Here is a 15,753-nt window from a genome sequence, read left to right as displayed (position 1 = left end):
GTGCCGGCCCTTCGACTTGCCGGGTGTCCGCTACTGCTGGGTCCAGCCGGGCGGTACGGAGCCCTGCTGGCCCTGTTGCCCCTGCTGCTGCGGATCCTGCGGGGGTGCCTGCTGCTGCCAGCCCTGGCCCGGTGCGGGCTGCTGCGGGGCCTGCTGTCCCCAGCCCTGACCCGGCTGCGGCGCGCCGCCGGGCTGGGCGTAGGGCTGCTGCTGGGGCTGCTGCTGCGGGGCCGGGTAGCCCTGCTGCTGCGGCTGCTGCTGGTACTGCATGTTCGGGTTGCCGAAGCCCTGCTGGGTACGGGCGATGTCCTCGGCGATGAGCGCCGCGAGGTCGAAGTAGGCCTCGCGGGTCTTGGGGCGCATCATGTCGAGGTCCACCTCGGCGCCCGCCGAGAGGTGCTCGTCGAAGGGGATCACGACGACACCGCGGCAACGGGTCTCGAAGTGCGCGACGATGTCCTCGACCTTGATCATCTTGCCGGTCTCGCGGACACCGGAGATGACGGTGACCGAACGCTGGACGAGGTCGGCGAAGCCGTTCGCCGACAGCCAGTCGAGGGTCGTCGAGGCGCTGCTCGCACCGTCCACCGACGGGGTGGAGATGATGATGAGCTGGTCGGCGAGGTCCAGCACGCCGCGCATGGCGCTGTAGAGCAGACCGGTACCGGAGTCCGTGAGGATGATCGGGTACTGGCGGCCCAGCACGTCGAGCGCGCTGCGGTAGTCCTGGTCGTTGAAGGTGGTGGAGACCGCCGGGTCCACGTCGTTGGCGATGATCTCGAGACCCGAGGGCGCCTGCGAGGTGAAGCGGCGGATGTCCATGTAGCTGTTGAGCTGCGGGATCGCCTGGACCAGGTCACGGATGGTGGCACCGGTCTCGCGCCGTACGCGTCGGCCGAGGGTGCCGGCGTCCGGGTTGGCGTCGATCGCCAGGATCTTGTCCTGACGCTCGGTGGCGAGGGTCGCGCCCAGTGACATGGTCGTCGTGGTCTTGCCGACGCCGCCCTTGAGGCTGATGACCGCGATCCGGTAGCAGGACATCACCGGCGTCCGGATCAGACCGAGCTTGCGCTCCCGCTCCGCCTGCTCCTTCTTGGCACCGAGCTTGAAGCGCGAGGGGCCCTGGTTGTTCTTGCGGGCCTTCGGCTGGTTGCGCAGCAGTCGGTCCGAGGACAGCTCGACGGCGGCGTTGTAACCGAGCGGGGTGCCGGGCGCCGCTTGCTGCTGCTGGGGCGCACCGGGTCCCGCCTGCGGGCCGGGCGGGGCGCTCCAGCCCTGGTTGCCGTAGGCGGCGGGGTTCTGCGGGGCCGGGTTCTGCTGGGCCGGGGGCTGTTGCGGTTGGGCCTGATGCTGAGGCTGCGGCTGGGCTTGCGGCTGGGGCTGGGCCTGAGGCTGCGGCTGGCCGGGCTGCTGCGGGTAGCCGTAACCGGGCTGCGGCTGTTGGGGCGGGTAGCCGTAGCCGGGCTGGGGCTGCTGCTGGGGGTAGCCGTAGCCGTCGGGCTGGGGCTGGGGCTGGCCTTGCTGGGGGTGCGCGGGCTGCGGCTGCGGTTGGCCCGGGTGCTGCTGTGCCTGCTGGGGGTAGCCGTATCCGGCGCCCTGCGGCGGTGCGGGCTGCTGCGGGTAGCCGGGCTGCTGCGCCGCCTGCCGCGGGTCGACCGGCGCGGGCTGTCCGGCCTGCGCGGGGTAACCGGGCTGCGGCTGGGCCGGGCCGAACCCGCCCTGCGCCGGGGCCTGCTGGGCGGGCTGACCGGGCTGACCGGGGTGGGGCTGCTGCTGGGGGTAGCCGTAGCCGGGAGCCTGGCCGGCGGCAGCGGCGGCTGCTGCCGCTGCCTGCGGGTCCGGGTGGCCTGCTTGCTGAGGCGCTCCCTGCTGGGGGTGCGCGGGCACGAAGCCCTGGGGCAGCGGAGGGAGTCCCTGGCCGGTCTGCTGCGGCGGGGGGACCTGGCCGACGGGCTGCTGCGGCTGCTCGGGAGCCTGGCCGGTGGGCTGAGCCTGAGGCTGCTGCGCCTGCTGCTGCGGGTCCTGTGCCGTGGGCGGGGTCGCGGGGGCGGGCGGCGTGGGAGCTGCCTGGGCCTCCGGCTCGGGCTGGGGCTCCGGCTCCGCCGTCGCCGGTGCGGTCTCGGCGTCGGCCTGCGCGGGGGAGTCCGCGTCTGCCTGGACGTGCGCGGGCTCGTCGCCCTCGGCACCGGACACCGACCCGGTGGAGTCGCCCGGCTCCGTCTCCTCGGCGCGCTCCTCCTCCGGCTCGTCGTCATCGGCGCCGCCGAACAGCCGTGCCGCCTCCGCGTCCGCTGCCGCGTGGTTCAGCGTGACCTCGGGCTGCTCCGCCACCGGCGGTACGGGGGTGGGCTGTTCGGGAGCGGGCGCCGCCGGGATGCCGCCCGCCGGGGTGGCGGTCGGGGCCGGGGCGGCGGCCTGGGCGTCGTCGTCCACCGGACGCAGCACCGGGAAGCCGGGCGCGGCGGGGCCGGCCGACGGCGGCTGTGAAGGCGCGGGAGCGGCGGGCGGCGGCGTGGGCACGGTGGCGGCAGGGGCGGGTGACTGAGCAGGAGCGTGCTGCTGGGGCACGCCGAGGCCGCCGGAGGTGTCCTGGCCGGCCTGCGGTGCACCGGTCGTGGGCTGCTGGGGGTAGCCGTAGCCGCCGGAGGTGTCGTGACCCGGCTGGGGCACGCCGAAGCCACCCGACGTGTCCTGGCCGGCCTGCGGTGCACCGGTCGTGGGCTGCTGGGGGTAGCCGTAGCCGCCCGAGGTGTCGTGACTCGGCTGGGGCACGCCGAAGCCACCCGACGTGTCCTGCCCCTGCTGCGGCGCACCGGCCCCCTGCTGCGGGTAGCCGTATCCGCCGGCAGAGGGGGTGCCGCTCGCGGCGGACTGCTGCTGCGGGAAGCCGTAGCCGCCCTGGCCCGCGGGCGTGCCCTGGGCCGGGGTGTGCTGGGCGGGCGGAGCAGGCTGCGAGGGCTGGGCGGGTTGCTGCGACGGGACACCGAAGGTCTGGGGCTGGGCCGGTGCTTGAGTGCCCGGCGGAGGCCCCTGCGCCGGGACGCCGGGCGGCCCGGTGGGTGTACCGACGGGTGGCCCGGTCGGCGGTGGTGGTGAGCTCTGGCCGGCGTCCTGTCCGCCTCCGGAGGAGCCACCCTGCGTGCTTTGGGCGTACCAGGCGGGAGGTGTGTAGACGATTTCGAACTCGCCGGTGAGATCCACCTCGTGATCGTCCCCGTCCGAGGAAGGGCTCCCGCCGTTGTACTCGGACCGATCCCTGTTCACTGCTTGCCTCCTGGTCAGCCACTGCTGCTGAGCTGGTCGTCGTCGCGGCCGGGCGGAACCGAGTGGCGAGTCCCACGCGACTGCGATCGTCACCGCACCACCAGAAGCCTAATCACTCGCATGGCGCTACGGAAAAGCCCCCATGGGCGCGGACGGTATAGCCCCGGGTGCCTGGACGGAAGAGTCTGCTGGGCGTGGGCGGAACGCCCCCTGGGCGCGGCGCAGTTCGCGGTCCGCGCCCGTCGACGACGACGGTCAGTCCATGCGGCGGGCCACACCGAGCAGGCCCGTCTCGGCATCGGTGGGCTCGGTCATCACGAACTTCTGGTGCTTGCGGGTGCACCACAGGGCGACCCCGTCGTGCAGGGTCGGCAGGTGCTGGAGCTGGTCCTCCGGGATGCCCAGCGTGTCCCGTACCGCCTCGGTCTCATACGGCGAAATGCGCTGAATACCCACCAGATGGGCCTGCGAGAGCCAGCGCGGCGCGTGCTCGCTGACGAAGGGGAGCACCGTCACCACGGCCTGCCACGGCACGGACGTCACACGACCGCGCGGCGGGCGGATGCCGCAGTCCCGGAACAGCACGACCGGACTCGACACGGAGGGCCCCTGCGCGGGCACCCGGCCGACCGGGTAGACGGTCACACACTGCTGGCCGCCGCCCGCCGCCTGGGCCAACTGCTGCCAGGCCTGCGGACGGCCGGTCTCGACACCCACGCGCGCCCCCGTCGCGGCGGCGCGCAGCGCCAGCACCTGGGCGAGCCACAGGCCGCCCACGAGCACGACGTCGAAAGGGGTCGGACGGGACAGCCCGAGCACGGCCGGGTGCGACTCCGGGTCGGTGCCGATGATCACGCCGTCGTCACCGAGCGGCATGCTGATCGCCGCGAGCTCGTCGGCGGTGACGACATGACGGTTGCGGCGCGGGCCGCGCAACCCGAAGCCGGGGCTGAAGATGCGGCGTTGCTGCTGCGGCGGCTCCGGCTGCCGGATGATCGGAATCATGCCGGTGTCGGTGGGCGAGGCCACGTGTGCGGGCGGGCGTGCGGGGTTACGGCCCTGCTGTCCCGGAGGCGCGGTCGGAGCGGGGTGGGACATCAGTACGTACCTCCGAGCGGCAGAGTGGCGAGGGCTCCGGGGACCTGCTCCCGGTCGAGACGGACCAGGCCGACCTTCGAGGAGCTCGCGGCCCGCTCCAACTCACGCCCCACCTGGCCGAGTTCGCTGTCGCCGCGGGCGGTGACGCGGATGTGGCCGCTGAGCGAGACACCGCGGTTCCCGGCCTTGCTCAGAGTCATGCTGAACGTCGTGGCGAGCACCGGCAGCGAGGTGAACCGCGTCACCAGCTCCGGCAGTGCCGCACCGCCGCTGCCCAACTGCGGCCAGCGGGAGACCCAGTACGTGGTGTGCCACCGGTCGTCCACCCGCCAGGTGCGCACCGCCTCGACGGTACGGCGCTGGGTGCGACCGTCCTGTCCGTGCTGCGCGTTGGCGCGCGGGTTGAGGCAACTGGAGGTCGCGAGGGCCTGCACGAGCTCGGTCTCGTCGAGGAGCGTCGCCTTGAAACCGGCACCGGCCAGCCGGCTCGCCAACTGGTCGGCCACGCGCAGCAGTGCGCGCTGCGCGCCTGGAACGCCGTCGCCGCGCGCCTGCACGGCCTCCGGGCACAGCTCCGGGTCGAGCTTGAGGGCGACCCAGGTGAGCCGCAGCGCGGGAGAACCGGCCTGCGCCTGGAGGGGGCCGTAGGAGCGCGCGGCCAGCGACTGCTGCGGCAGATGCGGCGCGGGCGCGGGCTGGGTGTGCTGCACGACCTGGGCGGAGGCGAGGCGGATCCCGTCGACCTCCAGCGCGTCCTGGATCAGCCGCAGCGGCAACTGACGCCCGGCGGCCCCGGGACGCAGCGGCTGGTCGGCCGGTTGGACGAAGAGGACGGCGGTCAGGAAGGTGCCGTCGCCGATCATGCCGATGGAGCGGTCGTCACGGGAGACGAAGGAGTAGGTGCGCAGCGCCGGGTCGCACTCCACGACCGGCACCAGCATCGCGTCGGTGCCGGGCGGGACGGGCGTCTTGGCGTCACGCTTGCGCTGCCGCAGCGCGCGCGTCGTCTCGTACCACTCGGGCAGCGGACGACGGCCGCGGCGCAGGACCGCCATCAGGAGCAGCAGCGCCGCCACGGCGCCGGCCGGAGCCAGCAGCCAGGAGGTGTCGGCAACCCAGGCGACCAGCATGACCGCGGCCGCGAGCTCCACCAGGATGAGCTGCTGCAACCGCACCGGGCCCAGACCGCCCGGCCGGGGCAGTGTCCGCGGCGACGCGGCGGCGGGGGCGGCGGGAGCGGCCGGCGTACGTCTGCCGTTCGGCCCACCTTGTTGCTGCTGTGCGCGGCGTCCGCGCCGAGTGCTCGTAGCGCTGGTCATCCCCCGGGACATCCCTTTCGCGAAGTATGGCCGTACGTAGGCGAGATCCTCTGTCAGGGATCCCGGCGACGGGCCAGGGGCACCGATGGCCCACAACATGCATGCGAGTGGCTCACGGTACCCGTTGCGGAACGCGAGGCGACACAGGGGACACCGAAACCCCAGGTGGTCCAGCCTGTCATGGAGCCGACTCACTTGGTGGAGCGCAGTGGTGAAGCTCTGTGAAGATGCGGGGGCGGCCGCGCACCTGATGAATCCCGCTCGGCCGGCGCAGGGCATAGTAGGTGCCTGCGCGACCCGCGCGGGCACATAGGCGCGGTCGGGTCATCACAAACGCGATCGGGTACCGCGAATTGCCGCGGAGTACCGCAAGACGATCGAGCATCACAAACGGGAGAAACGGGGACCATGGCAAAGCAGCGTCGGGACGAGCTCGCCGCCTACACCTTCGCTCGCAAGCGCACCGTCGCGGCGTTCCTCGCGCCGTCGCCCGGCGGCTCGGAGGAAGGCGCGCCGCGTCCGGTCCGTACGGTGATGCCCAGCCTCGCGGTGGGTGTGGTGCTGGTGATCGGCTTCATCGCATGGGGCGTCATCAAGCCCACCGCGCCCAAGGGTTGGGACACTCCGGGCGAGTACATCATCGTGGACAGCGACTCCACGACGCGCTACGTCGTCCTCGACCCGAACCCGAACGACAGCAAGGTGGAGAAGGTCCTCCACCCCGTCCTCAACTACGCCTCCGCCAAGCTCCTGCTCGACAAGGGCAAGGGCACCGTCCTCGAGGTCCCCGGCAAGGAGATCGACAAGAGCGGCATCCGGCACGGGGCGACGATCGGCATCCCCTACGCCCCCGACCGGCTGCCTTCCAAGGAGGACGCGGAGAAGGCGAAGACGTGGGCGGTGTGCGAGCGGCCGGCGCCGGGCGAGAAGGGCGCCATCGACCGGGCCGTCTTCGTCTTCGACGACGATGACGCCAAGTCGCTGGAGAACTCGGGGAAGGTCGACTCCCGCAAGGCCCTGTACGTCATCGACACCAAGACCGAGCAGGAATACCTGGTCGACGGCAAGGGGAACCGCTTCCTGCTGGGCGGCAAGGAAGGCCTCGACTCCACCTCCATGGAGCAGCTCCGCTCCGCCGTCATCGGCAGCAGCGCCACGGCCGAGCCGCAGCCGGTGAGCCAGGAGTGGCTCAACACCCTCAACGACGGCGGGGACATCACCTTCCCGACGGTTCCGTCCGACGGCGATCCCACCTCGGTCCAGGGCCTGCCCGCCGAGGCGGGCACGGTCGGTCAGGTGCTCAGGGCGCGGGACGCGCAGAGCGAGCAGTTCTACGTCGTCCTCAAGGACCGGGTCGCCGCGATCTCGCCCTTCGTCGCCGGACTGCTGGTCGCACGCGACGAGGCCGGTGCCGTCAAGGTCCCCACCCGGGACATCATCGAGGCCAACGGCGGCCGGGCGGACCGCTTCTACGCGGACAAGGGCTGGCCCGACTACGTTCCCCGGCAGGCCAACTCCGCCGCGACGGCGTCCGGCGAGGCCCGCACCACTTCGTGCAGCGTCTACAAGGGCTCCTTCGGATCGGACAGGAAGCCGGAGCTCGCCGCCTGGGCCGGGACGAACTACCCCAAGAAGGTCATCACCGACTCGCTGAGCGCGTACGTCTCGTCCGGCTCGGGCCTGCTCTTCCAGGAGGTCACCGGTACGGCCGGGGGCGGCGGCGCGGTGTACCTGCTGACGGACACCGGCCTGCGGTACTCGCTGCCGGCGAGCAACGACAGTGAGGCGGAGAACGGCGAATCCGGCTCGTCCTCGTCCTCCTCCGACGGCGGCTCGTCGCAGAGCGGGCCGAGCGAGACGGACAAGGCGCGTACGCGGCTGGGCTACGAGGACCTCTCCAACCCCAAGTTCGTGCCGCAGACCTGGGCGACGTTCATCCCGAAGGGCCCGACGCTGGACACCGCGAGCGCGACGCAGCCGCAGAGCCAGTGACGCGCGCTGCCCGCCGGTCAACGGGCCGGTGGCTCGATGGCCAACGGGCCGACGGGCAAGGGCACTTGAAAGTAAGACGACGCACGGGTCACAGGATCGTCGCCCAAGTGTGTGAGCCGTGTAACTGATTGGCCTTGCCTGTGGTTGAGTGACAGGCTGACGATAGAGTGTTTGCAGCGCTCAAGCGTGCGAAGCTCGTCCGGGCACCGGAAGAGGTATCCCGGATCAACGACGACATGGGGGAAGGTTCAACATGGCCGGCCAGTTCCGGGTAACAGAGGACGAACTCACCAAGCTCTCCGGTGACATCAGCACCGCGAACGGTCAGCTTCAGGGCGAGATCCGCCGCCTCAACGGAGTGATCGACCAGATCGCCGGCGGTTGGAAGGGCCAGGCGGCCCAGTCGTACCGCCAGTTGCAGGACCGCTGGAACGCCGACGCGAAGCGGATGAGCGACATCCTCAACGACATCAAGGAAGCCGTGGACTCCACGCGGAGCAACTACTCCGCGTCGGAAGAGCAGCAGAACTCCGAGATCAGCAAGATCATGTCCGACTTCGGCTGATCGAGCCGAGCGGAATTCCGGCTGTTCCAGCCGATCCGGGACGACCGTGACCCACTGAGCAGGTCGGGTCGACCCAGCCGATCTCCACAGACTTCCAACGATTCTTCCTGAAAGGGAACGACGATGTCGATCCTCGTCAATTACGCAACGATCACCAACGCGTCCACGGACGTGAAGTCGACTGCCGGCCGTATCAAGCAGCAGCTCGACGACCTCGAGGCCGCCGTCAAGCGCGTCGCCAACTCCTGGGAGGGTGAGGCGCAGGAGGGCTACCAGCGCAAGCAGCGCGAGTGGGACCAGACCGCCGCTGACCTGCACGCCACCCTGCTGAAGATCTCCACGGCGCTGCAGAACGCCGCCGAGAACTACCAGGCCACGGAGAAGAGCAACGCCTCGACCTGGGGCTGAGCCCGTCGGCGACCCGAGGGACATGAGATGAAGGGAATCGGCCCAGCGGACGCCACGGCGACCGCTGGGCCGACCTCTGCTTCGGGGCCGTACACACCTCCTGCGGGAGTGCACACAGCAAATCCCGCAAATATTCACAAACGCAGCCACACGCGTGACATCTACATGACCGAGCTTCGAAGGAAGCAAGCAAACCCTGGGGGCCTGAGCATGAGGGGCCTGGACGTGAAGGGCCTGAACGTGAAGGACCGGACAGCCCGTTCGCGTAGCCGCATCGGCCGCAACAGTGGAACCCGCGCACTCCAGCGGGTTCTCGGCGTGCTCGCGGTGACCGGGGTCTGCCTTGCGTCGACACCGCCCGTGTCCGCGGCACCGACGGACACGACGGCGCCCACCCGCCTGACGGACTCCTCCGCTTCGCGCGGCAACCCGGACTTCGGCCTGTCCGCCAGCACCGAGTGCGTCTTCGGCGGGGACGTCATCAAGTCCACGCCCTGGTCGCTCCAGCGGATCCTCCTGGACCAGTTGTGGGGGCAGGCGACGGGCAAGGGCGTCAAGGTCGCCGTGATCGACACGGGCGTCGACGACTCCAACCAGCAGCTCAGCAGCGCGGTGGCAGGCGGCAAGACCTTCGTCGACGGCCCGCCCACCAAGGACATCGAGGGCCACGGCACGCGCGTCGCGGGCATCATCGCCGCGCGCCCGCTCAAGGGGACGGGCTTCGTGGGCATCGCACCCGACGCCAAGATCCTCTCCTACCGCTACACGGGCGGGGAGGAGAAGCAGGGCAACTCGGGGACGATGAGCAGCGCGATCAAGGCCGCTGTCGCCGCGGGCGCGAAGATCATCAACATCTCCTCGGACACCGCGAACCGGAAGGACAACGGGCCACTGCGGGATGCCGTCGCTGCCGCCGTGAACTCGGGCGCCCTCATCATCGCGGCCGCCGGCAACGACGGAGCCGACGGCAAGTCCGCGGACACCTACCCGGCGTCGTACCCCGGCGTCCTGGCGGTGGCGGCCTCGGACCGCAACGACGAGCGCGCCTTCTTCTCACAGGCGGGCGACTTCGTGGACGTCGCGGCACCGGGCGTCGGCATGGTCTCGACGGTTCCGACGGACGGCCAGTGCACCGCCGACGGCACGAGCTTCGCGGCGCCGTACGTGGCGGGTGTCGCGGCTCTGCTGAAGGAGAAGTACCCGGACTGGAACGCGGCGCAGATCGCCACGCGCATCGAGGAAACGGCCCAGCGGCCGGGCCGGGGCCCCAACCGCTTCATCGGCTGGGGCGTCGTCGACCCGGTCGCGGCGTTGTCGGACGGCTCCACCCCGGCCGAGTCCCCGAAGCCGGACCCCCCGGTCACGGCCGGCTCGGGCGGCGTCGTACCCATGGCTGTCACCATGGGTGAGAGCGAGGCAGAACGGGAACGCCGGGTCGCAACGTACGTCCTGGGCACGGGACTTGCCATCGCCCTCGTGATTGCGGGGAGCGGGGTGGCTGTACGGGACTGGCGCGGCCGCCGGGTCGGAACCTCCGGTCGGTCCGGGCGGTCCGGTGGGTTCGGGCAGTCTGGTCGGTCTGGTCGGTTCGGGCGGACCGGTTAGGGGCTGGGTGATGACAGCGACGACGGCGACGACAGCGACAACGGCGATGGCGTGGCGCGGGCACCGAGTGGGTGCTGACAACTTGAGAAACAGGGGAGAGGACAACGGGGTATGAGTAACGGAATGCGGGTTGATCTGAGCCAGCTGGATGATGTCATCCGCAAGCTCAACGGCCTTCTGTCGGACATGGACAAGGCCAACACGAAGGCAAAGTACGAGACGGACATCCCGAGTACGGCCTTCGGCAGCATGAAGTTCCTGGAGTCCAACGAGCTTCACAGTGCGCACCAGGACCAGAAGACGAGAATCGAAAAGATCATCAGGGATCTGCACCAACTGATCGATGATTTCGGCAAGAGCACCTCGAAGGTCAGGGACAAGTACAGCAACCAGGAGCAGGCGAATGCGCAAGGTGTGAGTGCTGCTCCCGGCGCAGCCAACTAAGCCATTCAGCGACTGGCCACTGACAGAGGGGACGTTTCAACCATGGCCTACGGCGGTTACTACCAGAGCCCTGAGTACTACGAGGCTCAGGAAAAGGCACGACAGCAGCGAATCCAGGACAAGCACGACGAGAAGCTCGAATCGCTTCCCAACGGAGGCATGGGGGGCCCGAACCGCGCCAACCTCGACACGCCCTTCATGAAGATGAGCATCCCTGACCTGCGTGCCATGATCCTGGACGCGGACCCTGGTCGGATCTATGAGGTCAGCCAGCACTGGAAGTCGATCCACAACATCCTGTCCGGCGGCGATGGCGACGGCAAGAGCGGCGCCGTGGACTCGGTGTCGGCGAAGGACAGCGTTGCGGGCATGTTGCAGAGTGCCGTGGAGAACGTCCTCGAGCACTGGGAGGGCGACGCGGCCGAGGCCTTCCGCAAGAAGGCCAACGAGATCATGCAGAACGTCCGGAACGGAGCTGCGTGGGCCAACCACTACGGGGAAGCCATGCACGGCGTTCAGAACGACCTGCGGAACTCCATGTCCAAGATGCGCGAGGTCGAAGAGCCCGGTTTCTGGGACAAGGCCTGGGACAAGATGTGGGACGACGAGCGCAGCGACCAGCAGCTCCTGGACGACATCAACAAGGGTGTGAGCACTGACGCCGCGCGTCAGGCGAATGCCGACTCTCTGTCTGCGGGGAAGGAAGCGCAGCTACAGGGGGTGGCGATCATGGAGCAGTTGGCGGTCAACTACAAGGCTTACTCGAAGGGGACCTTCCGGGACGACAATCCGACGGATCCCTTCCAGCCCCCGAACCCCCAAACACCAATGCCTACCCCTATTTCCATGCCTTCTGGGGGTAGCTCAAGTCCAGGCATGGGAGGCGGCACCGCCAAGCCGTGGAGCGCCGGGCCGACCACCAGTGTCAAGCCTGCTCCCACGGTGCCCCGTGACTCGGGCATCACGGGAGGCTCGCAGTTGCCGACAGCCAGGACGAAGATCGACAGCATTTCACCCGGTCTGTCAGGGACAGGTCCTGTCACAGGCGCCGGCGGTGGTATCGGTGGCGGTGGTGGCGGTATCGGTACCGGTGGCGCTCAGGGCCCGGGCATCGTGGCTGCTGGCGGAGGCCCTGGCCTAGCGGGCGGTGCGGCAGCACGTGGTGGCATCGGAGCCGCGGGCGGTCGCGGTGGCGTGGCTGGCGGCGGTGCGGCAGGCCGTGGCGCTGGCGGACGAGCCGGTATGGGCGGTATGGGCGGCGGTGCCGGAGCGGGCGCAGCTGGCCGAGGAGGGGCTGGCGCGAGCGGCCGCGGAGCCCTGGCGAAGTCTCGTGGCGGTGTGGTCGGTGCGGCCAAGGGGGTCGCCGGCAAGGGTGCTGGCGGCGGTGCGGGCCTGCATGGCAGCCGCGGCGGTACGCAGCGTGGCGCCATGGCGGGCGGAGCTGGCGGCATGGGCGGCCGCAACGGGCGTCGGTCGGAGGACGAGAACAGCCGGGGCGACCGTCCCGACTACCTGGTCGAGGACGAAGAGACCTGGATCTCGGAAGAGGACCGCAACCGGAACGTGCCGCGAACCATCGAATAGGCAGGTAGGCGCACCGGGCAGAGTTGCTACCGGTCCGCTGTGAAGGCTGCTATAGCCAGCCTTAGTTGAGTGAGGAGCAGGGAATTGGGTGCCAAGCGAGTCTGGTCCACGACAGGTGTCGTGGCATTGACAGGAGCCTTGCTCCTCACATCAGCGCCATTGGCGTCAGCAGATGAGGTCAGAGACGCTCAGTGGCCGCTTTCGGTCTATGACGCTGAAAAGGTTTGGAAGACCTCCGAAGGCGCTGGAGTCACCGTTGCAGTCGTCGACTCAGGTGTAGATTCCAGTCACCCGGATCTTGTCGGTCAAGTTCTGCCAGGAAAGGACTTCACTGGCTCCGGAGACCCTCACAAAGATACTCTCGGGCATGGCACTTCGATGGCCAGCCTCATTGCTGGTCACGGGCATGGGGCAAATGGCTCGGCGGGCGTGATGGGGCTAGCTCCTAAAGCGAAGATTCTGCCGTTGCGGGTGAATGCGACCAGGGGTGCGATTGATGGGAAAATTGATACAGCGGGTTGGACCGCTGGTGTCCGCTATGCGGTAGACCACGGCGCTTCAGTAATCAATCTGTCACTCGATGACACTTCCGCCTACCCTGGCTCGAAAGCCGCCAAGGCAATCGAGTATGCGCAGTCACACGATGTCGTCGTTGTCGCGGCTGCGGGAAATGACGCGGGGAAGGTCAATTACCCGGCCGCGCTCCCCGGTGTGGTAGCCGTCTCGGCGGTGGACAAGGCTCTCATTCCTTGGTCTAAGTCCAACACCGGCAACGTCGTCGTCGCAGCGCCCGGAGTGGAAGTCGCCCAGGCTGACCCAACGACTGCCAGTGGCTATGCGGTGGCAGACGGAACCTCTGGTTCCACTGCATACGTATCAGCCATCGTCGCGCTCCTCCGTTCCAAGTACCCTGACCTGACTGCAGGTCAGATCGTCAACCGCCTGATCAAGTCCGCATCCTTCCTGAACAACAAGGGCAGGACTGCGCCGGACGAGGAACTCGGCTACGGAATCGCCCGTCCGGGTACGGCCTTGACGATGGAGATTCCCAAGGGCTCGAAGGAGGGCCCCCTGGCCAAGGGCTCGTCCTCCACTTCCACGAACTCTGCCGCCGGCTCCGACGACAACGACAGCACCAGTCAGGCCAAGAAAAAGAAGAAGTCCTCCTCGGGCGGCCTTCTCCTCATCGTCGGAATCGCAGCCGCAGTGCTCGTAATCGGCGGCATCCTCTTCGCCGTACTCCGCAGCCGCCGCAACGGAGGAAGCGGCGGCCCCGGCTCCGGCGGCAGCCCCCAGCACCCCACATACCCGTCCGCCCAGCAGCCGTACCCCAACTCAGCTCCCAACCAGGGATACCATGCTCCTCCGGGACAGTTCTCGCAGCACCCCAACTCCTACAGCCAGCAGCCCCCGAACCAAGGGCAGTAGGAATGAGGAGGGGGAGCGCACCCCCTGGGTGAGGCTGTGAATTCCGAACTGCCGGATCTGAATTCCCAGTCTGCTGCTGATGAAATGGCATCTCGTACCGTCGGCCAATTCAGGGGCATCCTGCTCGGGCTTGCAGTTGTCGCTCCTTGGCTGCTTTTTCGTCGGGTCGCTCATGTCCGGTTTCAAAATGTTGTGGCTGACATCGCTGGACTTGATCGGCACGCACGTGGGTCTCTGGTGCATGCTGCGCGGGTATCGCCATGACAACCGGGTTCTCAAGACTCGTGGGGCGTGCATTCACGCTGTAACCATGCTGCTCTGCCTCGTGCGAATTGCGGTGTGGAAGTGACGAGCCATCAGCGATCAGCCCGAGAATGAGAAGGGATCTCCCCAATGGGCGCCATCGTCCTTGTCGTGGGCATCATCGGCGTCGGAGCTGTGATTGGCGCCGTCGTCGTCCTCGTTATGACCCGCAGTCGCCGTAACTCCGGGGGCGGCCCCGTCAATCCTGGGGCGGGAACATACCCTCAGAACATGGGGTACCCGTCGCAGCAGCCCGGCTACCCGCCTGTTCAGCAACCGCAGCCCCCAGCTCCGTATCAGAGTTATCCCGCTGCCCCCGGACAGCCGCCGCAGCACCCGAACCTCAATCCCAACCCCCCTTACCCTCAACAAGGTCCGTATCAGGGGCAGTAGGCAGGGGATTTGGCGCTCAGGGCGTCACGCTGAATCCAGGAACATGCAGGAGATACGGCAGGCGCTGGGCACATTCCACCGGCGCCAATGCCGCTCCGAGGCCACGTTGCAGAACCTCGAATTCTCAGCAGAGCAGCAGGAGAGGCCACGCGGGCAAAGTGAGTGGGCCCGCAAGCGACGCGCTAGACACCTACAGCAGGTCAACGACTGGATGAGCCCGCTCAGTGGGCCGCTCGGCGAGCTGGTGCGCCCACTGGTTGAAGCGTGGTCGAGGCGGTCAACCGCGAGCTGATCGAATGGGCCCTATCACCCTGGCTGGTTCTGCCGCCTTCGCCGCGCTCATAGAAGGCATTTCCGCCGCGGGACGGTGTGGCGGCAGCCGCCGCCGAGGGTGCCCTGGCCGCGACGCGTTCGAGAGTCTGATTTCGCGGCTCGCACAGGTCTTGAGGAAGATCGCGGATGCCATGAAGGCCCTCAATGCGGTCGTCAAGGCGAACAGGTTCAGCACCTTCAATGAGGTCGACGACCGTCTGGAGGGAAACCGCAATTCCAGCACGCCTACGCGTGAGGCTCTGGGCATCGCCAATCCGTCGGACAGCGATCGACGGACTGTGGAACCGCGGCACTGGGACGATCCCTTCGGCTGACCGCTCATCTGAGCAGAAGGAAATGCGGGATGAACAAGGAATGCCGTGACCAGGTCCAGCCGCACCTCCAGCCCGGAGAGCGGCTACTCGCGGTATGCGAGTGCGAAACGGCACCGGGGGTACCGGAGCGGCCGGTCTGGCTACGGCAACCGCCCCAGGAGTCAGACCTGGAGCGCCGGCTCAAGTCCCGCCTTCCGGGGGCAGTGCAGAGGTTCCTGCGTCCGGCCGAACCGCAGCCCGTCACTCGCTTCGAGCGGAAGATGGAGGGGGCTGACCAGGCGACCGAGAATGCCTTCACCCGGGTCGCCCACGGCAAGGGCATGCATGGTGGTTGGGAGAGCCAGGCCGGACAGTTCCTTGTGACGCACTACACCGCGGCACATTTGCCCGCCTTGACGCTGGCGATCGCGTTCACCGATCGCCGGGTGCTCGCGCTTGCCGACCGTGCCAAGTTGTGGCAGTCCGGTCGGTCGTACGAACTCCAGTGGGAGACCCCGCGGACCGGCGTCCTTGGAGTCCGTGCCAACCCCAAGGGAGTGCTTCAGCGCGGCCGATTCGAGCTCCTGTTTGCAGACGGGTCCTGGATCGCATTGGTGGCCTCGGTGCCGACATACGCGGAGCCGTTCGCCGCTGAGGTGAGTGGCTCGCGCCCCTCGTGAATCAGCCCGTTGCGGGGCGCCGGCCGCATCACGCCTGGAGGCCG

The 15,753-nt window shown here is 68.8% G+C and carries 12 protein-coding genes; 9 read left to right on the top strand and 3 right to left on the bottom strand.

Annotation, left to right across the window (positions count from 1 at the left end; all coding sequences use genetic code 11):
- Window positions 1–30: 30 nt before the first annotated feature.
- The 3 genes from ACZ69Q_RS37315 to eccE all read right to left on the bottom strand — a co-directional run bounded on the left by ACZ69Q_RS37315 (window position 31) and on the right by eccE (window position 5,681).
- Window positions 31–3,264 carry an SCO5717 family growth-regulating ATPase gene (locus tag ACZ69Q_RS37315; protein ID WP_471051037.1) on the bottom strand — a complete coding sequence of 1,078 codons (3,234 nt, stop codon included), beginning with the start codon at window positions 3,262–3,264 and terminating at the stop codon, window positions 31–33.
- A 255-nt stretch (window positions 3,265–3,519) separates the two neighbouring features.
- Window positions 3,520–4,362, bottom strand: coding sequence for a hypothetical protein (locus tag ACZ69Q_RS37310; RefSeq protein ID WP_471051035.1), 843 nt, complete (start codon window positions 4,360–4,362; stop codon window positions 3,520–3,522).
- Window positions 4,362–5,681: a type VII secretion protein EccE gene (gene eccE, locus ACZ69Q_RS37305; protein ID WP_471051033.1), complete on the bottom strand. Its 1,320-nt coding sequence runs from the start codon at window positions 5,679–5,681 to the stop codon at window positions 4,362–4,364. The genes ACZ69Q_RS37310 and eccE overlap by 1 nt, the downstream gene beginning before the upstream one ends.
- A 408-nt stretch (window positions 5,682–6,089) precedes the next feature.
- Between eccE and eccB the strand changes: the two genes are divergently transcribed.
- The 9 genes from eccB to ACZ69Q_RS37260 all read left to right on the top strand — a co-directional run bounded on the left by eccB (window position 6,090) and on the right by ACZ69Q_RS37260 (window position 15,709).
- Window positions 6,090–7,673, top strand: coding sequence for a type VII secretion protein EccB (gene eccB, locus ACZ69Q_RS37300; protein WP_471051030.1), 1,584 nt, complete (start codon window positions 6,090–6,092; stop codon window positions 7,671–7,673).
- Between the two features lie 253 nt (window positions 7,674–7,926).
- Window positions 7,927–8,238, top strand: coding sequence for a WXG100 family type VII secretion target (locus ACZ69Q_RS37295; protein WP_147999007.1), 312 nt, complete (start codon window positions 7,927–7,929; stop codon window positions 8,236–8,238).
- A gap of 123 nt (window positions 8,239–8,361) precedes the next feature.
- Window positions 8,362–8,646, top strand: a complete 285-nt coding sequence (locus tag ACZ69Q_RS37290; protein WP_030943852.1) for a WXG100 family type VII secretion target — start codon at window positions 8,362–8,364, stop codon at window positions 8,644–8,646.
- Window positions 8,647–8,856: 210 nt separating this feature from the next.
- Window positions 8,857–10,251, top strand: a complete 1,395-nt coding sequence (mycP, locus tag ACZ69Q_RS37285; RefSeq protein WP_471051027.1) for a type VII secretion-associated serine protease mycosin — start codon at window positions 8,857–8,859, stop codon at window positions 10,249–10,251.
- Window positions 10,252–10,362: 111 nt separating this feature from the next.
- Window positions 10,363–10,695 (top strand): hypothetical protein, encoded by a 333-nt coding sequence (locus ACZ69Q_RS37280; RefSeq protein ID WP_471051024.1) that lies wholly within the window; start codon window positions 10,363–10,365, stop codon window positions 10,693–10,695.
- Between the two features lie 42 nt (window positions 10,696–10,737).
- A complete protein-coding gene (locus ACZ69Q_RS37275) occupies window positions 10,738–12,279 on the top strand; it encodes a WXG100 family type VII secretion target (protein WP_471051022.1) in 1,542 nt (513 codons plus the stop codon).
- A 120-nt stretch (window positions 12,280–12,399) separates the two neighbouring features.
- On the top strand, window positions 12,400–13,707 hold the full coding sequence (locus tag ACZ69Q_RS37270; protein ID WP_471051480.1) for a S8 family serine peptidase: 1,308 nt from the start codon (window positions 12,400–12,402) through the stop codon (window positions 13,705–13,707).
- A gap of 992 nt (window positions 13,708–14,699) precedes the next feature.
- Window positions 14,700–15,050 carry a hypothetical protein gene (locus ACZ69Q_RS37265; protein ID WP_471051019.1) on the top strand — a complete coding sequence of 117 codons (351 nt, stop codon included), beginning with the start codon at window positions 14,700–14,702 and terminating at the stop codon, window positions 15,048–15,050.
- Between the two features lie 29 nt (window positions 15,051–15,079).
- Window positions 15,080–15,709 (top strand): hypothetical protein, encoded by a 630-nt coding sequence (locus tag ACZ69Q_RS37260; protein ID WP_471051016.1) that lies wholly within the window; start codon window positions 15,080–15,082, stop codon window positions 15,707–15,709.
- Window positions 15,710–15,753: the final 44 nt, after the last annotated feature.

It is taken from the genome of Streptomyces sp. NPDC036764 (assembly GCF_055609385.1).
The sequence above is the reverse complement of the archived record's forward strand: the minus strand, read 5'-3'. Positions and strand labels throughout refer to the sequence as shown.